General features: G+C 62.0%; 18 protein-coding genes. 9 read left to right on the top strand and 9 right to left on the bottom strand.

Features of this window, described 5'->3' with window-relative positions:
- Positions 1 to 1,479, top strand: a complete 1,479-nt coding sequence (locus BUB53_RS00835; protein WP_073031646.1) for a carboxypeptidase M32 — start codon at positions 1 to 3, stop codon at positions 1,477 to 1,479.
- A 16-nt stretch (positions 1,480 to 1,495) separates the two neighbouring features.
- Here BUB53_RS00835 and BUB53_RS00830 read toward each other — a convergent pair whose 3' ends face one another.
- The 3 genes from BUB53_RS00830 to BUB53_RS00820 form a co-directional block, all read right to left on the bottom strand.
- Positions 1,496 to 3,379, bottom strand: a complete 1,884-nt coding sequence (locus tag BUB53_RS00830) for a polysaccharide biosynthesis protein (protein ID WP_073031644.1) — start codon at positions 3,377 to 3,379, stop codon at positions 1,496 to 1,498.
- 224 nt (positions 3,380 to 3,603) lie between these two features.
- Positions 3,604 to 4,236 (bottom strand): sugar transferase, encoded by a 633-nt coding sequence (locus tag BUB53_RS00825; protein WP_073031642.1) that lies wholly within the window; start codon positions 4,234 to 4,236, stop codon positions 3,604 to 3,606.
- Positions 4,233 to 5,084 carry an NAD-dependent epimerase/dehydratase family protein gene (locus BUB53_RS00820; RefSeq protein ID WP_073031640.1) on the bottom strand — a complete coding sequence of 284 codons (852 nt, stop codon included), beginning with the start codon at positions 5,082 to 5,084 and terminating at the stop codon, positions 4,233 to 4,235. Before BUB53_RS00820 ends, BUB53_RS00825 begins: the two co-directional genes overlap by 4 nt.
- Before the next feature lie 192 nt (positions 5,085 to 5,276).
- Here BUB53_RS00820 and BUB53_RS00815 point away from each other — a divergent pair, with 192 nt between their 5' ends.
- Positions 5,277 to 6,293, top strand: coding sequence for a polysaccharide biosynthesis/export family protein (locus BUB53_RS00815; RefSeq protein ID WP_229709464.1), 1,017 nt, complete (start codon positions 5,277 to 5,279; stop codon positions 6,291 to 6,293).
- A 93-nt stretch (positions 6,294 to 6,386) separates the two neighbouring features.
- Here BUB53_RS00815 and gyrA read toward each other — a convergent pair whose 3' ends face one another.
- On the bottom strand, positions 6,387 to 9,140 hold the full coding sequence (gene gyrA / locus BUB53_RS00810; RefSeq protein ID WP_073031637.1) for a DNA gyrase subunit A: 2,754 nt from the start codon (positions 9,138 to 9,140) through the stop codon (positions 6,387 to 6,389).
- A 202-nt stretch (positions 9,141 to 9,342) separates the two neighbouring features.
- Here gyrA and BUB53_RS00805 point away from each other — a divergent pair, with 202 nt between their 5' ends.
- Complete coding sequence (locus BUB53_RS00805; protein ID WP_073031635.1) at positions 9,343 to 9,612, top strand: usg protein; 270 nt, start codon at positions 9,343 to 9,345, stop codon at positions 9,610 to 9,612.
- A 48-nt stretch (positions 9,613 to 9,660) separates the two neighbouring features.
- Here the strand turns inward: BUB53_RS00805 and BUB53_RS00800 are convergent, their stop codons facing one another.
- Positions 9,661 to 10,221 (bottom strand): lipid-binding SYLF domain-containing protein, encoded by a 561-nt coding sequence (locus BUB53_RS00800; protein WP_073031626.1) that lies wholly within the window; start codon positions 10,219 to 10,221, stop codon positions 9,661 to 9,663.
- A gap of 133 nt (positions 10,222 to 10,354) precedes the next feature.
- A complete protein-coding gene (gene hemB, locus BUB53_RS00795) occupies positions 10,355 to 11,353 on the bottom strand; it encodes a porphobilinogen synthase (RefSeq protein ID WP_073031623.1) in 999 nt (332 codons plus the stop codon).
- A gap of 118 nt (positions 11,354 to 11,471) precedes the next feature.
- Between hemB and BUB53_RS00790 the strand changes: the two genes are divergently transcribed.
- Genes BUB53_RS00790 through BUB53_RS00780 form a run of 3 tightly spaced genes read left to right on the top strand, consistent with a single transcriptional unit; the run spans position 11,472 to position 16,101 of the window.
- Complete coding sequence (locus BUB53_RS00790; RefSeq protein ID WP_143163100.1) at positions 11,472 to 12,005, top strand: component of SufBCD complex; 534 nt, start codon at positions 11,472 to 11,474, stop codon at positions 12,003 to 12,005.
- A 48-nt stretch (positions 12,006 to 12,053) separates the two neighbouring features.
- On the top strand, positions 12,054 to 15,515 hold the full coding sequence (mfd, locus tag BUB53_RS00785; protein WP_073031621.1) for a transcription-repair coupling factor: 3,462 nt from the start codon (positions 12,054 to 12,056) through the stop codon (positions 15,513 to 15,515).
- Positions 15,508 to 16,101: a GNAT family N-acetyltransferase gene (locus BUB53_RS00780; RefSeq protein WP_073031619.1), complete on the top strand. Its 594-nt coding sequence runs from the start codon at positions 15,508 to 15,510 to the stop codon at positions 16,099 to 16,101. Before mfd ends, BUB53_RS00780 begins: the two co-directional genes overlap by 8 nt.
- A 2-nt stretch (positions 16,102 to 16,103) precedes the next feature.
- Here the strand turns inward: BUB53_RS00780 and BUB53_RS00775 are convergent, their stop codons facing one another.
- The 3 genes from BUB53_RS00775 to BUB53_RS00765 are packed head-to-tail and all read right to left on the bottom strand — an operon-like array spanning position 16,104 to position 17,600.
- A complete protein-coding gene (locus tag BUB53_RS00775; protein WP_073031617.1) occupies positions 16,104 to 16,691 on the bottom strand; it encodes an HD domain-containing protein in 588 nt (195 codons plus the stop codon).
- Positions 16,688 to 16,942, bottom strand: a complete 255-nt coding sequence (locus BUB53_RS00770; protein ID WP_073031615.1) for a hypothetical protein — start codon at positions 16,940 to 16,942, stop codon at positions 16,688 to 16,690. Before BUB53_RS00770 ends, BUB53_RS00775 begins: the two co-directional genes overlap by 4 nt.
- Before the next feature lie 4 nt (positions 16,943 to 16,946).
- Positions 16,947 to 17,600: an alpha/beta hydrolase gene (locus tag BUB53_RS00765; RefSeq protein WP_073031613.1), complete on the bottom strand. Its 654-nt coding sequence runs from the start codon at positions 17,598 to 17,600 to the stop codon at positions 16,947 to 16,949.
- Between the two features lie 153 nt (positions 17,601 to 17,753).
- Between BUB53_RS00765 and iscR the strand changes: the two genes are divergently transcribed.
- The 3 genes from iscR to sufB all read left to right on the top strand — a co-directional run bounded on the left by iscR (position 17,754) and on the right by sufB (position 20,924).
- On the top strand, positions 17,754 to 18,215 hold the full coding sequence (iscR, locus tag BUB53_RS00760) for a Fe-S cluster assembly transcriptional regulator IscR (protein WP_073031611.1): 462 nt from the start codon (positions 17,754 to 17,756) through the stop codon (positions 18,213 to 18,215).
- 115 nt (positions 18,216 to 18,330) lie between these two features.
- A complete protein-coding gene (locus BUB53_RS00755) occupies positions 18,331 to 19,374 on the top strand; it encodes a cysteine desulfurase family protein (RefSeq protein WP_073031609.1) in 1,044 nt (347 codons plus the stop codon).
- Between the two features lie 26 nt (positions 19,375 to 19,400).
- Positions 19,401 to 20,924, top strand: a complete 1,524-nt coding sequence (sufB, locus tag BUB53_RS00750; protein WP_073031607.1) for a Fe-S cluster assembly protein SufB — start codon at positions 19,401 to 19,403, stop codon at positions 20,922 to 20,924.
- The last annotated feature ends 8 nt before the right edge of the window (positions 20,925 to 20,932 follow it).

Raw genomic sequence — 20,932 nt, 5'->3', positions numbered from 1 at the left:
ATGAGCGCCTACGAGGAGTTGATGGGCTGGGCCCGCGAAACGCAGGCGCTGGCGCAGGTGGCGGGCCGTCTTGGCTGGGACCAGGAAACGGTGATGCCGCGCGGCGCGGCGGCGCAGCGGGCCGAGGAAATGGGTGCGATGGAGGCCGTACTCCATGCGCGCCGGACCGATCCGCGTGTTGGGGATTGGCTGGCCGGGGCGGAGGCCCCGGATGCGGCGGGCAAGGCGCAGCTTCGTCTGATCCGGCGCGAGTATGAGCGCGCAATCAAGGTGCCCGGCGATCTGGCCGCTGCGCTGGCGCGGCTGACCAGCCGGGCGCAGGGCGTGTGGGCCGAAGCGCGGGCAGCGGGCGACATGGCGGGGTTTGCGCCGGTGCTGGCCGAAATCGTGGCGCTGAAACGTGAAGAGGCCGCCGCGCTGACCGGGGGCAGCGACACAGGCCTTTATGATGCGTTGCTGGACGATTACGAGCCGGGCGCGAGCGCGGCGCAGTTGCAAGCCATATTCGACGAAATGCGCCCCCGGTTGGTGGCGCTGCGGGCGCAGGCGTTGAACGGGGCCGATGCGCCAGAGGTAAGTGGTACGTTTGACGAGGCCGCGCAAATGGCGCTGTCGCGTGAGTTGGCCGAACGGTTCGGCTACGACCTGACGCGCGGGCGGATCGACAAGGCGGTGCATCCGTTCAGTTCCGGGTCGGGCGACGATGTACGCATCACCACCCGGACCGTGCCGGACGATCCGTTCAATTGCCTCTATTCGACGATCCACGAGGTCGGGCATGCCTGTTACGAGCAAGGGATCGACAGCGCCTATCACCTGACCCCGGTGGGGCAAGGCGTGTCGATGGGCGTACACGAAAGCCAGAGCCGCATTTATGAAAACCAGTTGGGCCGCAGCCGTGCGTTTTGCGAGTTCCTCTATGGCCGAATGCGCGATGCCTTCGGTGAGATCGGTGTCGATGGGCCCGAGGCGTTTTATGCTGCCGTAAACCGGCTGCACCGTGGATATATCCGCACCGAGGCGGACGAGGTGCAGTATAACCTGCATGTCATGCTGCGTTTCGATCTGGAGCGTGCGCTGATCGCGGGCGATCTGGCGGTGTCCGATCTGGAGGCGGCCTGGAATGACCGGTTCGAGGCCGATTTCGGCTATCCGGTGAAGGGTGCGGCCAGCGGGGTGTTGCAGGATGTGCATTGGTCGGTCGGGCTGTTCGGGTATTTTCCGACCTATGCGCTTGGCAATGTCTATGCGGGCTGTCTGCATGCCGCGCTGCGCCGGGAGGTGCCCGATCTGGAGACGCATCTGGCCAATGGCAACCCGGCGCCGGCGATAGAATGGTTGCATCAGGCTGTGCAGAGGCATGGCGGGCTCTATCAGCCGCAAGAGCTGATCGCACGCGCCTGTGGCGGTGAAACGCCGGGTGCAGAGCCTTTGATGGCGTATTTGGAAGACAAGTTCGGCGCGCTTTATCCCGGCTGAGGAGCGCCGGGGCGGTTTACTCGGCCACCACCATCTGGACGGCGGGTTTCTGCGGGGCGGTTTCGATCCACTGCGTCAGTGTATCGTTCAGCAGGTCGAGATTGCGGGTCTCGATCGCCTTGCGCAGATCGGACAGGGCCTTGGCCATTTCGAGTTCCGACAGGTGGCTTTCCTGAGCGCGCAGAATCTTGGGGTGCGGGGTGGTCAGCATGTCCGAGCCGATCAACAATTCTTCGTGCAGTTTCTCGCCGGGGCGCAGCCCAGTGACCTTGATTTCGATGTCGCCATCGGGGTTTTGGGCATCGCGCACGGTCAGCCCGGCTTGTTCGATCATCCGGTGGGCGATGTCGCGCACGAGGACGGGTTTACCCATATCGAGCACGAATACATCGCCACCATAGGTGAACGAGCCCGCCAGCAGAACCAGCCGCACGGCTTCGGGGATGGTCATGAAATAGCGCGTCACGTCGGTATGGGTCAGGGTGACCGGGCCGCCATTGGCGATCTGTTCCCGGAACAGCGGCAGGACCGAGCCGGAGGACCCCAGGACATTGCCGAATCGCACCATCGAAAACCGTGTCGTCGTGGAGCGCGTGGCGAGATCCTGCACCAGAAGCTCGGCCAATCTCTTGGACGCGCCCATCATGGATTTGGGGCGCACCGCCTTGTCGGTGGAGACCAGAATGAACCGATCGACGTTTGCTTCGCGTGCGGCGTCGGCCACGGTTTTGGTGCCCAGAACATTGTTGCGCATCCCCGCCAGTGCATTTCCCTCGACCATCGGGAGATGTTTGTAAGCCGCGGCGTGCAGAACGATGTTGATGTCATGGTTGTCCATGACCTCTTTCATCAGGGCTCCGTCACAGACGGAGCCGAGGATCGTCACGATTTCGACATCGGAATCGAAGGCGCGTAACTGACGGTCGATCTCGAAGAGCGCCAGTTCGTTGTGATCGAGCAGAATCAGCCGCCGGGGAGTGCAGGAAATCAACTGTCGGCTCAGTTCGGAGCCGATGGAGCCACCTGCACCCGTTACCAGAATGCTTGCGCCGCGATAACTGAGGCTGACGCCGGGCAGTTCCTGCTCCAGACGATCCCGGCCGAGAATATTGTCGAGGTCCAGCGGGCGGGTGTCGAGCGGGCGTCGCGCCGTGTTGTCCACCAGATCGCAAAAAGAGGGCAGGATATGCACCTCGCACCCGGTATCGGCCAGACGCCGGCGGATATCGACCTGAATCGTTTCGCTGGCGCTTGGCATGGCCAGAACGATTCTGTCGATGCGGTGCTGAGCGACCAGGGCGGGAACGTCGTTGGCCGGATAAACCCGCAGCCCCGCAATGGCGAGCCCTTGCAGGCGGCGGTCGTCATCGACGAAGGCGACGGCCTGCAATGCGTCATCGGTGGTGAGTGCGGAGGCCAGTTGCTGCCCGGTCTGACCGGCGCCGTAGATCAGAATGCGCCGCCGCTGCGTATTGTCGCGATAGAGTTTGAGAACCAGTTGCCGCAACAGAAGGCGGCTGGCGACACTGAGAATAAGGAACAGCATTGCCGCCACGGCAAAGACATGGGGCGGCAGTTCGTTTCGCAAAACGAGCGAGGCGACGATACCGAACGCGCCCAACAGCGCGGCCACCAGTGCGGTATCGTGTAACCCCTGAATCTGATAGGCGTTCAACTTGATCCGGTGCAGGCCAAGGGCAAGAATCGCGATGCCGCCGCCAGCCATGAGGAATCCGGCTTCAACCAGGACGAGCGGATCGGCAAGCTGCGCCAGGGCGTTGGGGCCGAACAGTACGAGGATCGCAAGAAGGCAGGCCACGCCGATAAGGCAGATGTCCAGTGCAAGCAGGAGGGCGTTCTTTCGGGGGCGATCAAGGCGCGTCAGAAGCTGGTATAGCATTCTTCATTCTCCCGAGGCGCTGATCTTTGTCCGTGAAAAAAAGACAACGTGGCCCAACTCGTAAAAGGATCGACATTGAAACGTTTAGGAAACGTGAACGATGATTCCCTTATAAGTTTTTGCGGCTATGGAGTGCAACCCAAGGTGGTGTCCGGTGGCGAAAAATGGCCAGAAAATCTGGATATCCGAACCGAAGTGAGATTTTTCAGCGGTTCGCACTGTGTCTAATCGGATTCAGATCGCTGGCCTGCACTTTGAAAGGCTCTGGCGGCAGTTTCGATCATCAGCGCGGCGTCAAAGCAAAAGGTCCGATTCGCTGCCCATATCATGTCGAGCCGGGCCTTGGCGGGGACGCACCGCCGGGAATACATCGCATCGGTTTCCGCGGCGGTGCGACAAGCGGATAGCAGACGTTCTTCGATACGGTGATAGCGCAAGGTCGCCAGCCCCGTGACACCGGGACGGCTGCGCAGAACCCGGGCATAGATCTCGGGGTGTTTTTCGACATACGCGCGCAACGGGGGACGGGGACCGACAAAGCTGAGATCGCCGCGCAGGATATTGAGGAGCTGAGGCAGTTCGTCCAGGCGGGTGCGGCGCAGGATGTGGCCGGTTGGTGTGATGCGTGTGGTCTTGTCTCCACCACATACTCCGCTGTCGTTCCGTGTTGTCGTCATCGTGCGGAACTTCAGCAGGGTGAAAGGCTCTGAGGGGGTTTTCATTCTCTCGGACAGGTAAAGAACCGGCCTGCCGTCGCGAACCAAAATGACAAGTGCGATGGCCAAGATCACCGGAAACAGGATCAACCCGAGCAACAGGGCCAGAACGATATCCGTCGTGCGTTTGCCGGCTGTCATGATGTCGTCCCTTCCAGCATCTGCCAGTCGGCGATCATTCTGTCCGCATCGGCATCGATAGGGACACGGGGCAGCAAACCGGCCAGTTGCGAGATGTCGACGGTGACGGCCTGCACTGCGTGCTCGGGAGCCGGTCGCCATACGATCCTGCGTCCCGCAGAACGAACCAGGTCCGCCATACTTACCGGGCCGCGGGCCGCAACGTTCAGGACATGCGGCAACGAGTGCCGGGGCAGGGCGGCCAGACCGGTCAGGACCTGCGCCAGCATCCCGGGAGCGATATAGCTGCGCCGCGGGCCATAACCGTCAGGGAACCTGTCCAGTTCTATCGGCTCTGTCCCGTTTAATCCGGGTGCAAGGCTGTCCGCGCCGACGACATTGGCCAGACGCAGGCAGCAATGCGTGATCCCGTCAATCGCCGGCAGGGCGGCGATGCGGTCTTCCATCCTGAGTTTCGCATGCCCGTAATCCGTGACCGGATTGGGTACGGTCGCTTCGCTCAGGCCAGTACCGGGGCCGTAAACGCCCGCCGAGGACAGGTGCAGCACCCGCGTTGCGCCAAGGTCTTTCGCCAGATCATGTGCCGTGACCGCGAGTGCGGAATTGAGAGCGAGCGCTTCGGGCGGGCCGGCGGTGACACCCCAGAGGGCGATCAGCGTATCGCATCGGGGCAGCGTTTCGGTCACCTGCCCCGGAGACCATTGGGAATCGGCGCAGGCGCTGCGCGACACGAAATGCGCGCGCGGCAGGCCGGGGAGTCTTTGCCAGACCTGTCGCAACAGAAGGCCGAGGCGGCCTGAGGCGCCGGTCAACAGAAGCGGACAACGGGGGCGTTTCGATTTGCACATAGCGACTCACTCAACCTAAACGCGACAAGATTCCGTTTGTCTAATATCGTGTAATCGGTTTAGTGAACATGCTGCAATTCAACCTGGGGGGTTAATGTGCAATTATTCGGTCGAGCCGTTTTGAGTGTTACGGTTGCGTTGGGCGTGGCAGGGTGCAGTTTGCCTCGCGGAGCGGCCATTCAATCGGAAGTCGTGAGCGAGAGCAGGGAAGAAGAGCCCAGTTTTCAGGTGGTCGAGGTGACCCGCGATGACATACCGGCATTGTCCCAATGGCCGGTGACCGGCTGGACCGGGCATTATCACTGGTTCAGCGATGGCCGGGGGCCCGATTCGTCGGTGATCCAGACGGGCGACACGTTGCAGATCGTTGTCTGGGACAATCAGGAAAACTCTCTTCTGGCGGGCGACGGCACCAAACTGACCGAAATGCCGCCGATGACCGTATCGTCCTCGGGCAAGATTTTCATGCCCTATGTGGGCGATGTTACGGTTCGTGGACTGACGCAGGATGCGGCGCGTGATCGTTTGCAGGAACGATTGGAAGCGATCGCATCGTCGGCACAGGTGCAGCTTGCGGTTATCGAGGGGCGCAACAACTCGGTCGATGTGGTCGGCGGTGTCGGGGCCCCCGGACGTGTCGGCCTCGAATCGCGGAATACGGGTATTCTGAGCGTGATCGCGCAGAGTGGCGGCATCAAGGACGAATTGCGCAACCCGTTGGTGCGTCTGCAACGCGGCGGCAAGACCTATGACATTCTCGCGCGTGATTTGCTGGCCGATGCGGACAGCAATGTCAGGGTGCGTGGCGGCGATCAGATCACCATCGTCGAGGACGAACGCAGTTTCAACGTGCTGGGCGCTGCCGGAAGCCAGCAATTGCTTTATTTCGAAAAGGAAACCATGAGCGTGATGGAGGCCCTGTCGGCCATGGGGGGCCTTGAGGCCAATCGCGCCAATCCCAAGGGCGTGCTGATCCTGCGGGATTACAAGGCCGGAGATCTGAAACCGGGCATGGACGGGCCCGACATGCAACAGGTGGTTTTCACGCTTGATCTGACCAGTGCAGACGGTTTGTTCGCTGCGCGTCAGTTCAATATCCATCCGGGCGATACCATCCTGGCAACGGAATCGCCGGTCAACGCCGTTCGGACGATTTTGGGATTGCTGGGCAATGTGGTCGGGTTCGGCAATACGGCCAGCAACATCTGAGACATGGCTCAGGCTGGACAGTAAAACGCCCCGCAGAAAACCTGCGGGGCGTTTTTTTTGTGCCGATATTTCAGTGTGGACTATGGGAGGGCGTCAGCCTTCGGTCGTATCGCCGGTTTCGACGGTATCGAGATCGGTCTCGTCGTCCTCGCCCTGATCGGCGATCCAAGCGACGCTGACGACCTCTTCGCCTTTGCGGGTGTCGAACACCTTGACCCCGCCGGCGCTGCGGGAGCGGAAGGAAATACCGTCGATCGGCACGCGGATCGACTGTCCGCGCGATGTGGCCAGCATGATCTGATCTTCCAGAGAAACCGGGAAAGAGGCCACCAGCGTCCCGCCACGCATCGCCTTGTCCATGGCCTGCACGCCCATGCCGCCACGTCCGCGCACGGGATAATCGTGGCTGGAGCTGAGCTTGCCGGAGCCATTGGCGGTGATGGTCAGGATCAGGTTTTCAGCCGCCTGCATTTCCTCGAACCGTTCGGCGGGCAAATCGCCTGCGGGCGCATCCGCATCTTCGCCGTCATCGGGGGCCCCGGCCAGGGCGCGGCGCATTTTCAGATAGGCGGCGCGCTCGTCTGCCGTGGCGTCGAAATGGCCGATGACCGACATCGACACGACCCGGTCGTCGCCTTGCAGGCGAATGCCGCGCACGCCGGTGGATTTGCGGCCCTTGAAGACCCTTACTTCGGTTGTGGGGAAGCGGATGGCGCGGCCCGAGTCGGTGACCAGCATCACGTCGTCATCCTCGGTGCAGATGCGCGCATTGACCATTTCGACGCCTTCGGGCAGGTCCATGGCGATCTTGCCGTTGCGTTTCACGTTGGTGAAATCCGACAGCGCGTTGCGGCGCACATCGCCTGCCGTGGTGGCAAAGACGATTTGCAGGTCGTCCCATTCCTTTTCGGGGCGGTCCACCGGCATGATCGCGGCAATCGACACGCCCTGCGGGATGGGCAGGATATTGACAATCGCCTTGCCCTTGGAGGTGCGTCCGCCAAGCGGCAGGCGCCATGTCTTGAGCTTGTAGACCATCCCGTCGGTGGTGAAGAACAGAAGCTGCGTATGGGTGTTGGCCACGAAGAGGGTGGTAACCACATCCTCTTCTTTCGTGGCCATGCCCGACAGGCCCTTGCCGCCGCGCTTCTGCGCGCGGAAATCGGCCAGTGCGGTGCGCTTGATATAACCGCCCTGGGTAACCGTCACGACCATGTCCTCGCGTTCGATCAGGTCTTCATCGTCCATATCGCCCGACCAGTCGACGATCTCGGTGCGGCGGGGCACGGCGAACTGGTCTTTCACCTCGCGCAGTTCATCGGCGATGATGCCCATGATGCGCTCGCGGCTGGCGAGAATGGCAAGGTATTCCTTGATCTTGCCCGCCAGTTCCTGGAGTTCGTCGGTGACTTCCTTGACGCCCAGCTGGGTCAGGCGTTGGAGGCGCAATTCAAGAATGGCGCGGGCCTGCGTTTCGGACAGGTTGTAGGTGCCGTCGTCATTGGCCTTGTGCGTGGGATCGTCGATCAGCGCGATATATTCGAGGATATCGCCCGCAGGCCAGCGGCGCGTCATCAGTTTTTCGCGCGCTTCGGCGGCATCGGCTGAGGCGCGGATGGTGGCGACGACTTCATCGACATTGCTGACGGCCACGGCCAGACCGCACAGGATATGGCTGCGGTCGCGCGCCTTGCGCAACTCGAACGCGGTGCGCCGGGCGACCACCTCTTCGCGGAAGGCGATGAAGGAGGTCAGGAACTTGCGCAGGGTCAGTTGCTCGGGGCGGCCGCCATTCAGGGCCAGCATGTTGCAGCCGAAATGCGTTTGCATCGGGGTGAAGCGGAAAAGCTGATTCAGCACCACCTCGGCGGTGGCGTCGCGTTTCAGTTCGACGACCACACGCACGCCATGGCGGTCGGATTCGTCCTGAACGTGGCTGATCCCGTCAACGCGTTTCTCGCGCACGGTTTCCGCGATCTTTTCGATCATCGCGGCCTTGTTCACCTGATAGGGGATTTCGTCGATGACGATGGCGTAGCGATCCTTGCGGATTTCCTCGACACGGGTTTTCGCCCGGATCACGACGCTGCCGCGCCCTTCGAGATAGGCTTTGCGCGCGCCGGAGCGGCCCAGCATGATGCCGCCGGTGGGGAAGTCGGGGCCGGGCACGTAGTCGATCAGTTCCTCGGAACTGAGATCGGGGTTGTCGATCAGGGCCAGCGTGGCATCGCAGACCTCGCCCAGATTGTGCGGCGGGATGTTGGTGGCCATGCCCACGGCGATACCGCCAGCCCCGTTGACCAGCATGTTGGGAAACCGCGCGGGCAGGACCGTGGGTTCGAGATCCTTGCCGTCGTAATTGTCCTGAAAATTGACGGTGTCTTTTTCGATATCGGCCAGCAGCGCCTGTGCCGGTTTGTCCATGCGCACCTCGGTATAGCGCATGGCGGCGGGATTGTCGCCGTCCATCGAGCCGAAGTTGCCCTGACCGTCGAGCAGGGGCAGGGACATCGAAAAATCCTGCGCCATCCGCACGAGAGCATCGTAAATCGCGCTGTCGCCATGGGGGTGATATTTACCCATGACATCCCCGACGGGGCGCGCCGATTTGCGATAGGGCTTGTCATGCGTGTTGCCGGTTTCGTGCATCGCATAGAGGATGCGCCGATGCACCGGTTTCAGCCCGTCGCGCAGATCCGGAATCGCCCGGCTGACGATCACCGACATGGCGTAATCCAGGTAGGACGTTTTCATCTCGTCCGAGATCGAGATCGTCGGCCCGTCGTACTGAGGGCGCTCCGGCGGCGTTTCGTCTTCGTTTTCAGGGGGTTGCGGCGTGTCGTTCACGTTGGTGCCCGTCCTGTGTCTGGGGTCTATATCTTGTTGTGGAGACTATATCAGAGGGCGGATATTGGGTGCAATGGCTGTCATCCCCGCCATTTGGCAGCCCTCTGCGCTGCCTGCTAACACACTGTTTTCATTGAAAAGTAATTTTCTTGTGGCATGATTTGAGAACAACGAGAAAAAACAGGCAACAGGAGCTCAAACAATGGAGATGTCCGAAACCGAAATGATGCTGAAAGGCTATGGGCTGACCACGGCGGAATTTTTCTATCACATGCCCGATTACGTGCATGTGCTGAACACGTTCATCTGGCAGGATTACGATATTGCGCCAGATCATCCCCGGCTGTTCGAGTTCGTGGAGTTCTGGCAGGAGGAAATCGACGGTCCGCTTCATTCGGTGCGTTTCAATCACCGAAAACTGATCGCCCCCGGAGAGTGGCGCAATGTGGTCGGAGAGTTCACGCTGCATTGACGGGCAGCGCGGAAGCGGCGAGGGGGCAAGGCCCCCTCAAGCCATGGATCAGGGAATGATCCGGTTGTATTTCATGCCTTCCAGCGACACGCCCGCCATGGCGCCCGCCTGTCCGAAGATCACGGCGACGACCGGTGCGGTGCTGGTCGTGGTGTCGGCGCGCAGGTTTTCACCCTTGTCGTTGAACACGTATTCGATATCTGCGCCGGCAACCCAGCCCGAGGAACGGCGGAAGCGGCTGAGCGCGTCCTGGGTCATGAAAAACAGGACATGCGCGAATTGTTGTGCGCCGATCTGGAGCCCGACACTGCCCTTGGTGGCGGAATAATAATCGACCGTGCTGTTATTGATCTGCAAGGCGCCGCGGCCATAGCCCCCGCCGAACATGAACCCTGCCTCGGTCACCAGCGGCATGACCAGCATACCGGTGGATTTCGAGGCCAGATCGCGGGTGTTGGGGTAGGTCGAGTAGAGATAATTCAATGTGGTATCGACGCGCGCGTCGATTTTTTGTGCATTGTTGGTGCCCACGCCGTTGCCGCAAGCGGCCAGAAGAGGGGTGCCCGCCAGCACACCAAGCGTGAATCCGCGTCGCGAAATATTGCTCATGATATTGCCTGTTCGTTTCCTGACATTGGGGCCGGCTTTTTGTCATGCCGGTCTGTTTTTAGTATACGGGCGGATTTCCGCCGTGTCACCTGTCTTTGCGCGGGTGCGCAGGGGCTTGCCATCGCGGACCTCCTCAACCGTTCAGCACGCGGGCGGCCAGCGGCGCGAAATAGGTCAGCACCCCGTCGCAACCGGCGCGCTTGAAACCCATCAGGCTTTCCATCATGGCGCGGTCGCCGTCGATCCAGCCATTTTGCGCGGCGGCCTGGATCATCGCGTATTCGCCCGATACCTGATAGGCAAAGGTCGGCACGGCGAATTCGTCTTTGACCCGGCGGCAGATGTCCAGATAGGGCATGCCGGGCTTGACCATCACCATATCGGCGCCTTCCGACAGGTCGCGCGCCACGCAGCGCATCGCCTCGTCGCTATTGGCCGGGTTCATCTGGTAGGTCGCCTTGTCGCCCTTGAGCGCGCCGGATGCGCCCACGGCATCGCGGAAGGGGCCGTAAAAGGCGCTGGCGTATTTCGCCGCATAGCTGAGCAGCATCACGTTGCGGTGGCCTGCGGATTCCAATGCTGTGCGGATCGCGCCGATGCGCCCGTCCATCATGTCCGACGGCCCGATGATGTCCACGCCTGCCTCGGCCTGGCTGAGGGCCTGTTTGACCAGCGCCTCAACCGTTTCGTCATTGATGATCTCACCGTCCACGACAAAGCCGTCATGCCCGGTATCCGAATAAGGATCGAGGGCCACGTCCGTCATGATCGCCAGATCCGGCACGGCGGCCTTGATGGCGCGCGTGGCGCGGTTGGACAGGTTGTCGGGGTTCCACGCCTCGGTGCAGTCCGACGTGCGGTTGGCGCTGCCGGTATAGGGAAACAGGCAGATGGCCGGAATGCCGAGCGCCTGTGCCTCTTTTGCGGCCTCCACCACCTTGTCGACGCTGCGCCGGACGACGCCGGGCATGGAGGGGACGGGCTCTTCGATGCCTTCGCCGTCGCGCACGAAGACCGGCCAGATCAGGTCGGCCGGGGTCAGCGCATTCTCGGCCACGAGGGCGCGTATGGCGGGGGTGCGGCGCGGGCGGCGCAGGCGGGTGGCGGGAAAGGCGGCTTGGGTGGTTTTCATGGCGGGCCTTCAAAATCGTTCCGCCATGTCAGTGGCATGGAAATTCGCACATCTCAAGGGTAGGAATTGACGCGCCACGGCGCTATGAGAGGCGAAAAGCAAGTCAGGGCCCTTTGCAGTGGATTGGTACGAAACGGTTTTCGAGCTTATCGACATGCGCAGTTTCAGTAACCTCTGGTTCTGGATCGCGCTTGCGGTGCTATGGTCTTCGACCAGTCATTGGGTGCTGGGTGTGCCCTGGGACATGGTGCTGCGCGCCCGCAAGAAAGACGCGCCCGATCAGAGCGTGACCGACCTGCACGATATGGTGCGGATCAACACCAACAGGATTCTCTATATCGTTCATGAATCAGGGCTTCTGATTGCCGGCTTCGTCTGTTTCGTCCTGACGGTTCTGGCCCTGACCGGGTTCATCTATGGCAGGGAAATTTCGCAGGCATTGTTCCTGATGGGGTTTCCAATGAGCCTAGTGGGGCTTGCCTCGTTCCTGAGCGCCCGCAAAATCCGGATGCAGGCGCTTGAAGGTGCATTGCTTTACAAACAGATGAACCGCCACCGGATCGTCACGCAGATTATCGGCATGATTTCGATCTTTGTCACGGCCATGTGGGGCATGCTCCAGAACATGAGCGTGGGTGTGCTGGGCGGCTGAGGCAGGGCACGGTTGCACCTTGCGCCGGGGGCGGGTATCGGGCTTTGCATGAGCGGTTCTGACCATATCACAGTGGGCGGCGCGCCCGAGGGGTTCGATGCGCGGCTGATCCTTGACGAGGTCGCCCGGCAGGGCGGACCCGTGGTCCATATCGCACGCGATGACAAGCGCATGGCGGCGATGGCCGATGCGCTGCGTTTTTTTGCCCCGGACATGCCGGTGATCCGTTTTCCGGGCTGGGATTGCCTGCCTTACGACCGGATGTCGCCCAATGCCGATATCTCGGCGGCGCGCATGGCCACGCTGGCGGGGCTGGTGCACGGGATGCCCCGGCAGTTCGTGCTGCTGACCACGCTCAACGCCGCCACGCAGCGGGTTCCGGCGCGCGACGTGCTGAAAGGGGCCGCGTTCATCGCCCGCGTTGATCATCAGATCGACGAAGAGGCGCTGAAGGCGTTTCTGGTGCGTATGGGGTTTGCGCAGGCCCCCACGGTGATGGAGCCCGGAGATTACGCGGTGCGTGGCGGCATCATCGACATCTACCCGCCGGGCGAAAGCGGCCCGGTGCGGCTGGATCTGTTCGGGGACGTTCTGGACGGTATCCGCAGGTTCGATCCGGCCACGCAACGCACGACCGAAAAGCTGGATCAGATCGAACTGGCCCCGGTCAGCGAGGTGATCCTGGATGAGGCCGCGATCACCCGGTTCCGGCAGAATTACCGGATCGAGTTCGGCGCGGCGGGCACCGACGATCCGCTGTACGAAGCTGTGAGCGCGGGGCGCAAGCATGCCGGTATCGAACATTGGTTGCCGTTTTTTCACGAGCGGTTGGAAACGCTGTTCGACTACCTGCCCGGAGCGACCGTAACGCTGGACGATCAGGTGACCCCGGCACGGCTGGCGCGGTGGGACAGCATCGCCGATCAATACGAGGCGCGCCTGCACGCCCTGAAGCAGAAAAGCCGTGAGGACACCGTTTACAAACCCGTCGCGCCGGGGTTGCTGTATCTGGACGATGGCGCGTGGCAGGATGCGGTTTCCGCGTGCCGGGTATTGCAGTTTTCCGCATTGCCGCAGGCCACCGGGCCGGGTGTGATCGACGCGGGCGGGCGGATCGGGCGGAACTTTGCCCCCGAGCGGCAGAACGAAAACCTGAGCCTGTTCGGGGCTCTGAAAGACCATATCGAGGCGCGCATGGCCGAAGGGCCGGTGTTGCTGGCCAGCTATTCCGAAGGCGCACGAGAGCGTCTTGAGGGGCTACTGGAAGATGAGGGGCTGATAGGCCCCGTCACGGTGGGGGACGCGACGCGCATCGGATCACGGGGGCTGCATCTGGCGGTCTGGCCTCTGGAACACGGGTTCGAGGCGCCGAACCTGACGGTGATTGCCGAGCAGGATGTTCTGGGGGATCGCCTGATCCGGTCGCCCAGGAAACGCCGTCGGGCCGAGAATTTCCTGACCGAGGCGCAGGCGCTGTCGCCCGGCGATCTGGTGGTGCATGTGGATCATGGCGTCGGCCGCTATCAGGGGCTGGAAGTGGTCAGCGCGGCGGGGGCGGCCCATGAGTGCCTGCTGCTGGAATATGCCGAAGGCTCCAAGCTGTACCTGCCGGTCGAGAATATCGAACTGCTGAGCAAGTACGGCCATGACGAGGGGCTGCTGGACAAGCTTGGCGGCGGGGCGTGGCAGGCCAAGAAGGCCAAGCTCAAGGAACGTATCCGCGAGATGGCCGACCGGCTGATCCGCATCGCCGCCGAGCGCGAGTTGCGCAAGGCCCCGGTGCTGGAACCCGAGCACCACGCCTGGGAGGAGTTTTCCGCCCGCTTCCCCTATACCGAAACCGACGATCAGTTGCGCGCGATCGAGGACGTTCTGAATGATCTCGATGCGGGCCGCCCGATGGACCGGCTGATTTGCGGCGATGTGGGCTTTGGCAAGACCGAGGTGGCGATGCGCGCGGCCTTTGTCGCGGCGATGGCGGGCATGCAGGTGGCGGTGATCGCGCCCACAACGCTGCTGGCGCGCCAGCACTACCAGAGTTTCGCCGAGCGGTTTCGTGGCTTTCCCGTCAATGTGCGGCCCCTGTCGCGTTTCGTGACCCAGAAAGACGCCAGCCTGACCCGCGAGGGGCTGGCCAGGGGCGAGGTGGATATCGTCGTGGGAACCCATGCGCTGCTGGCCAAGGGCATCCGCTTCAAGAACCTCGGCCTGCTGGTGATCGACGAGGAACAACGGTTCGGCGTGGGGCACAAGGAACGGCTGAAGCAATTGCGCAGCGACGTTCACGTCCTGACGCTGACCGCGACACCGATTCCGCGCACCTTGCAATTGTCGCTGTCCGGGGTGCGCGATCTGTCGATCATCGGCACACCGCCGGTCGATCGCCTGTCGATCCGGACCTATGTCAGCGAATTCGACGCGGTCACCATCCGCGAGGCCTTGTTGCGCGAACATTATCGCGGCGGGCAGAGTTTCTATGTGGTGCCGCGCATCAGCGATCTGCGCGAGATCGAGGAGTTCCTGAAAGAGCAGGTGCCCGAGGTGTCCTATGTGGTGGCGCATGGCCAGATGGCCGCGCGCGAGCTGGATGACCGCATGAACGCCTTTTACGATGGCAAATACGATGTGCTGCTGGCCACCACGATTGTCGAATCGGGGCTCGATATTCCGACGGCGAACACGATGATCGTGCACCGCGCGGATATGTTCGGCCTCAGCCAGCTTTATCAGATCCGGGGCCGGGTGGGGCGGGCGAAAACCCGCGCCTATGCCTATCTGACGACCAAACCGCGCATGCGCCTGACCCCGGCGGCGGAAAAGCGGCTGCGGGTTCTGGGATCGCTCGATACCTTGGGGGCGGGCTTCACGCTGGCCAGCCAGGATCTGGACATTCGCGGGGCGGGCAACCTGCTGGGCGAGGAACAGTCGGGCCAGATGCGCGACGTCGGGTACGAACTCTACCAGTCGATGCTGGAAGACGCGATTGCCAGGATCAAGGCGGGCGAGCTGGAAGGCCTGACCGAAGAGGATGGCCAGTGGGCGCCGCAGATCAATCTGGGTGTACCCGTGCTGATCCCCGAGGAGTACGTGCCCGATCTGGATGTGCGCCTTGGCCTCTATCGTCGTCTGTCCGGCCTGCACAGCAAGGTCGAACTGGAAGGCTTTGCCGCCGAGTTGATCGACCGTTTCGGCAAGCTGCCCAAGGAGGTCAATACCCTGATGCTGGTCGTTCGGATCAAGGCCATGTGCAAGAAGGCCGGGATCGCCAAGCTGGACGGCGGGCCGAAAGGGGCGACGATCCAGTTCCACAACGATAAATTCGCCTCGCCACAGGGGCTGGTCGAATTCATCACCGCGCAGAACGGGCTGGCCAAGGTGCGTGACAACAAGATCGTGGTGCGCCGCGACTGGCGCAAGGACAGCGACAAGATCAAGGGCGCGTTCGCGATCGCGCGCGATCTGGCCGAAAAGGTCGTGGCGGAAAAGAAGAAGGCGAAGAAGAATGCTTGAGGACGGGGTGCATGCGGTTCCGGCGGGGCACACGGCCTCGGTCGTGACGCATCTTGAAATGAGCGGGCAGGCGGCGCAGCGGCCAGAGGCCGATCTTCCGCTGGACCTGGTGCGCGTGACCGCGCCCGATCCCGACTGGTATCTGGATCTTTTCCGCAAGGTCGGCGCGCCGTGGCTTTGGTTCGGGCGGCTGGTGATGGATCGGGGTGAATTACGCGCGATTCTGAGCGACGAGCGGGTGCATGTTTACGTGGTCAGGGATGGCACGGAGGAGGTCGGCCTGCTGGAACTGGATTTTCGCCAGCATGACGATTGCGAACTGGCCTATTTCGGATTGGTGCCGCAGGCGGTTGGCGGCGGTGCCGGGCGCTGGCTGATGAACCGCGCGATCCGGCTTGCCTGGGCAGAAGGTATTGCGCGGTTTCACGTTCATACCTGCACACTGGATCATCCGGCGGCGCTGGAATTCTATCGGCGCAGCGGGTTCACGCCCTATGCCCGCGAGATCGAGATCGCACCCGATCCGCGATTGTCGGGGCTGCTTCCGGAGGATACCGCGCCGCAGGTGCCGCTGATCAGGCCGTAATCTCAGCCGTTGCGGGCGAACCAGTCGCGGATTTTCGGGGCGATCCAATCCCACAGGGCCGGGGCCCCTCGGGTGATGGGCGTGCCGACACGGGTTTCGACCTTGTCCAGTGTGGCGTTATGGTCGCGCCAGCTGATGCCATCTGACGCCAGATTCTGATTGGGCGGCTGGAACCGGTCCAGCGCCTTGGCGAATCTGGCATCGGGGCTTTGCGCCGTTTCGAATTCGTCCCAAAGAGCGCGAAGGTCCGCAGCCTGATCCGCTGGCAAAAGACCGAAAATGCGGTCGGCGGCGGCCTGCTCGGCGGCGGCGACAGCGGCACGGTCGGCCTGCGCATAGATCGGTGTATCGCCCGCGTCGATTTCCACCAGATCATGCAGGATCAGCATTCTGATCACGCGCGCAGGATCGACCCCGTCAGGTGCATGTTCGCCCAGAATCAGCGCATACAGCGCCAGGTGCCAGCTGTGTTCCGCCGAGTTTTCATAGCGTGACCCGTCGCAAAGCGTGTTGGCGCGGATCACGGATTTCAGGCGGCAGGCCTCGGTCAGAAAGGCCATCTGCGCGTCGAGACGCGACACATCGCTCATTCTTTCGGGGCCTGCTCTGCCTTGGCTTTGGTGTCTTCCTTGAATGCCTTGGCGCGGTCCAGCAACAGCTTGCGTGCCTTGACGTTGGCGCGGCGCACCCGCAGCGAGGTCAGGAATGCCTCTTCTGCGGTCTGGGACGTGGCCCCCAGCACCTTGACCATATCCGCGACGATCTGTTCGTCGCCGGTGGCATCGATGTATTTCAGCACATCCAGCGCCAGTTCGTCGGCGAGATCCTCGGTAACGCCCATCGGATCAGCGGGTGTTTTCTGTCAGGCGTCGCTTCACGTACCCGGTGACCGTGTCGATCATCGTGTCCATGTGCGGCTCCTTGAAGAAATGATCCGCGCCTTCGAGCTCTTCGTGGGTGATGGTGATGCCCTGCTGCTCGTGCAGCTTGTTGACCAGCGTGGTGGTGTCCGCAGGGGGCGCCACACGGTCGGCGGTGCCGTTGATGATCAACCCGGACGAGGGACAGGGGGCAAGGAACGAGAAATCGTACATGTTCGCAGGCGGCGAAACTGAAACGAAACCGGTGATTTCCGGGCGGCGCATCAGGAGTTGCATGCCGATCCATGCGCCGAAGGAAAAGCCCGCGACCCAGCAATGCTTGGAATTGTTGTTCATGGATTGCAGGTAGTCGAGCGCCGAGGCCGCATCGCTGAGCTCGCCCACGCCCTGATCGTATTCCCCCTGGCTGCGCCCGACACCGCGGAAGTTGAAGCGCAGAACGGTGAAGCCCATGTTGTAGAATGCGTAGTGGAGGTTATAGACCACCTTGTTGTTCATCGTGCCCCCGAACTGCGGGTGCGGATGCAATACGATCGCGATCGGGGCGTCCTTTTCGCGTTGCGGGTGATAGCGTCCTTCAAGACGGCCTTCGGGGCCGGGAAAGATAACCTCTGGCATAGAGCCTCATTCTCCGTATGTTGGTGCGCGACTTTCTTGACGAAATCGGTCAAGCACCTTAGAACGTTTCTAAATTTCCTGCCGGGGCCGGAGGATGCAAGCGAGATAAGGGTTGCATGGCCTCGCGTCAATCTATTCGCGGGAGAATCGGCCATGAAGCTGAGCACCAAGGGTCGTTATGCGATGGTCGCGCTGGTCGATATCGCATTGCAGGACAGTGATACGCTGGTGACGTTGGGCGAAATCGCGAAACGTCAGGATATTTCGCTGCCCTATCTGGAGCAGTTGTTCGTCAAGCTGCGCCGGGCCGATCTTGTGGCGTCGGTGCGCGGTCCGGGTGGGGGATATCGCCTTGCGCGCCCCGCATCGGAAATCCGCGTGGTGGACGTGCTGGCGGCGGTCGATGAGACGGTGAGCGCCTTGCAGAAAGGGGCCGGAGCGTCGGGCGCGGCGAGCGGATCGCGGGCCCAGTCGATGACCAACCGGCTGTGGGAATCGCTGAGCGCCCAGGTCTATGTGTTCCTGCACCAGACCCGGCTGAGCGATGTGGTGAGCAATACGCTGGCGCCGTGCCCGGCGGTGCCGACATTGTTTTCGGTGGTGGACGAGGAATGACGTTCCCGCGACACAAGATCATGGCGGTGACGGTCCGACATTCACGTGACGGCACGCTGCGTTCGGAGCCGGTTTGCCACCGGAACCTGCCCCTGGACAAGACGCTGGCTTGGTAATGGGCAGGGTATATCTGGACTACAACGCCACGGCACCGCTGCGGCCAGAGGCGCGCGCGGCGATGATCGCGGCGATGGATCTGGTGGGCAACCCGTCCAGCGTACATGCCGAGGGGCGCGCGGCAAAGGGCCTGATCGAACGGGCCCGCGGGCAGGTGGCCGCGGCGTTCGGGGCCGAGGGCGCGGACGTCATTTTCACCTCGGGTGCAACCGAGGCGGCGGCGTTGGCCTGTGCCGGTCGCGGATTGCATGGCGCGGCGGTGGAACATGATGCGGTCAAGGCATGGATCGACGCGGATTTGCCGGTTGATCCACAGGGCCGTGTGAGCGTGGACGATCCGGCGCGTTCGGTCTTACAAAAGGCCAATTCGGAAACCGGTATCGTGCAGGATCTTCCCGAGGGGCTTGAGGTCAGCGACATGACACAGGCGTTTGGGAAACTGCCGGTGGCATTCAACTGGTCGGGCTGCCGCATGGCGCTGATTTCCGCGCACAAGATGGGCGGACCAAAAGGTATCGGCGCGCTGGTCGTGAGGCGCGGCACCGATCTGGAGGCGCTGATCAAGGGCGGCGGGCAAGAAATGGGGCGTCGTTCGGGAACCGAAAACGTCATCGGGATTGCCGGATTCGGGGCTGCCGCCGAGGCGGCTGCGCGGGATTTGGCCGGTGGAATCTGGGATCGTGTGGCAGAATTTAGAAAGATTCTAGAAAATGCCATTGCAGCCGAGGCAAACGGGACTATTTTTGTCGGGAAAGATGCGTCGCGTCTTCCCAACACGTCGTGCTTTATCACGCCCGGCTGGAAAGGGGAAACGCAGGTCATGACGATGGACCTTGCCGGCTTCGCCATTTCCGCTGGATCTGCCTGTTCGAGTGGCAAGGTCCGGGCCAGCGGTGTATTGCAGGCCATGGGGTTCAGCGAGGACGAGGCCGGATCGGCGATCCGGGTCTCGCTTGGGCCAGACACGACGCAGGACGATGTGACGCGCTTTGCCGAGGCATGGCTGAAGCACTGGAATAAACACTGCGCCCGAACGGCGTAGCGAAACGAGATCAAGGAGGGGCCGATATGGCGGCACTGGACGATACACAGGTCAAAGAAGGCGTCGATCAGGAAACGGTGGATGCCGTCCGCGAGATGGCCGGCACGTACAAGTACGGCTGGGAAACCGATATCGAGATGGATTACGCGCCCAAGGGCCTGACCGCCGATATCGTCAAGCTGATCTCGGAAAAGAACGAAGAACCCGAGTGGATGACCGAATGGCGTTTGCAGGCCTATGAGCGCTGGCTGCAAATGAAGGAACCCGACTGGGCGATGCTGGACTACCCCGAGGTGAATTTCCAGGAACAGTATTACTATGCCCGCCCCAAAAGCATGGCGGAAAAGCCCAAGTCGCTGGACGAGGTGGACCCCAAGCTTCTGGAAACCTACGAAAAGCTGGGGATTCCGCTGAAGGAACAGATGATTCTGGCCGGGGTCGAAGGCGCCGAAGACGCCCCCGCCGAGGGCCGCAAGGTGGCCGTGGACGCGGTGTTCGACTCGGTTTCGGTTGGCACGACCTTTCAGAAGGAACTGGCAAAGGCCGGGGTGATCTTCTGCTCGATCTCCGAGGCGATCCAGAAACACCCCGAACTGGTCAAGAAATACCTCGGTTCGGTCGTTCCGGTCAGCGACAACTTTTACGCCACGCTGAATTCGGCGGTGTTTTCGGACGGGTCGTTCGTGTACGTGCCGCCCGGTGTGCGCTGCCCGATGGAACTGAGCACCTATTTCCGCATCAACGCGGAAAATACCGGCCAGTTCGAACGCACACTGATCATTGCCGACAAGGGGTCCTATGTCAGCTACCTGGAAGGGTGTACCGCACCGCAGCGCGATGAATCGCAGCTTCATGCCGCCGTGGTCGAGATCATCGTCGAGGAAGACGCCGAGGTGAAATATTCCACGGTGCAAAACTGGTTCCCCGGCAACGAAGAGGGCAAGGGCGGTATCTACAACTTCGTGACCAAGCGCGCCGATTGCCGTGGCGACCGGGCCAAGGTGATGTGGACGCAGGTGGAAACCGGCAGCGCCGTGACCTGGAAATACCCGTCCTGCATTCTGCGCGGGGACAACAGCCAGGGCGAATTCTACTCGATCGCCATCACCAACAACTGGCAACAGGCCGATACCGGCACGAAGATGATCCATCTGGGCAAGAACACCCGTTCGCGGATCGTGTCCAAGGGGATCAGTGCCGGGCAGGCGCAGAATACCTATCGCGGCCTGGTCAGCATGCATCCCAAGGCCAAGAACAGCCGCAATTATACCCAGTGCGACAGCTTGCTTATCGGCGATAAATGCGGGGCGCATACAGTGCCTTATATCGAGGTCAAGAACAACTCGTCGCGCGTGGAGCACGAGGCGACCACCTCGAAGGTGGATGACGATCAGCTGTTCTATTGCCGTCAGCGCGGCATGGACGAGGAAGAGGCCGTCGCGCTGGTGGTGAACGGGTTCTGCAAGGACGTGTTGCAGGCGCTGCCTATGGAATTCGCCATGGAGGCACAGCAACTGGTTGCCATCTCGCTGGAAGGGTCGGTGGGCTAAGACCCGCC

The organism is Roseovarius pacificus, assembly GCF_900142665.1.
In the GTDB taxonomy this organism is placed as follows: Bacteria; Pseudomonadota; Alphaproteobacteria; order Rhodobacterales; family Rhodobacteraceae; genus Roseovarius; species Roseovarius pacificus.
This window is presented reverse-complemented; position numbering and strand designations above follow the sequence as displayed.

Excerpts from the sequence above, each read along its gene's own strand:
- BUB53_RS00835 (WP_073031646.1), top strand. The coding sequence starts at position 1 with ATGAGCGCCTACGAGGAGTTGATGGGCTGGGCCCGCGAAACGCAGGCG.
- BUB53_RS00830 (WP_073031644.1), bottom strand. The coding sequence starts at position 3,379 with ATGCTATACCAGCTTCTGACGCGCCTTGATCGCCCCCGAAAGAACGCC.
- BUB53_RS00825 (WP_073031642.1), bottom strand. The coding sequence starts at position 4,236 with ATGACAGCCGGCAAACGCACGACGGATATCGTTCTGGCCCTGTTGCTC.
- BUB53_RS00820 (WP_073031640.1), bottom strand. The coding sequence starts at position 5,084 with ATGTGCAAATCGAAACGCCCCCGTTGTCCGCTTCTGTTGACCGGCGCC.
- BUB53_RS00805 (WP_073031635.1), top strand. The coding sequence starts at position 9,343 with ATGGAGATGTCCGAAACCGAAATGATGCTGAAAGGCTATGGGCTGACC.
- BUB53_RS00800 (WP_073031626.1), bottom strand. The coding sequence starts at position 10,221 with ATGAGCAATATTTCGCGACGCGGATTCACGCTTGGTGTGCTGGCGGGC.
- hemB (WP_073031623.1), bottom strand. The coding sequence starts at position 11,353 with ATGAAAACCACCCAAGCCGCCTTTCCCGCCACCCGCCTGCGCCGCCCG.
- mfd (WP_073031621.1), top strand. The coding sequence starts at position 12,054 with ATGAGCGGTTCTGACCATATCACAGTGGGCGGCGCGCCCGAGGGGTTC.
- BUB53_RS00780 (WP_073031619.1), top strand. The coding sequence starts at position 15,508 with ATGCTTGAGGACGGGGTGCATGCGGTTCCGGCGGGGCACACGGCCTCG.
- BUB53_RS00775 (WP_073031617.1), bottom strand. The coding sequence starts at position 16,691 with ATGAGCGATGTGTCGCGTCTCGACGCGCAGATGGCCTTTCTGACCGAG.
- BUB53_RS00770 (WP_073031615.1), bottom strand. The coding sequence starts at position 16,942 with ATGGGCGTTACCGAGGATCTCGCCGACGAACTGGCGCTGGATGTGCTG.
- BUB53_RS00765 (WP_073031613.1), bottom strand. The coding sequence starts at position 17,600 with ATGCCAGAGGTTATCTTTCCCGGCCCCGAAGGCCGTCTTGAAGGACGC.
- iscR (WP_073031611.1), top strand. The coding sequence starts at position 17,754 with ATGAAGCTGAGCACCAAGGGTCGTTATGCGATGGTCGCGCTGGTCGAT.
- BUB53_RS00755 (WP_073031609.1), top strand. The coding sequence starts at position 18,331 with ATGGGCAGGGTATATCTGGACTACAACGCCACGGCACCGCTGCGGCCA.
- sufB (WP_073031607.1), top strand. The coding sequence starts at position 19,401 with ATGGCGGCACTGGACGATACACAGGTCAAAGAAGGCGTCGATCAGGAA.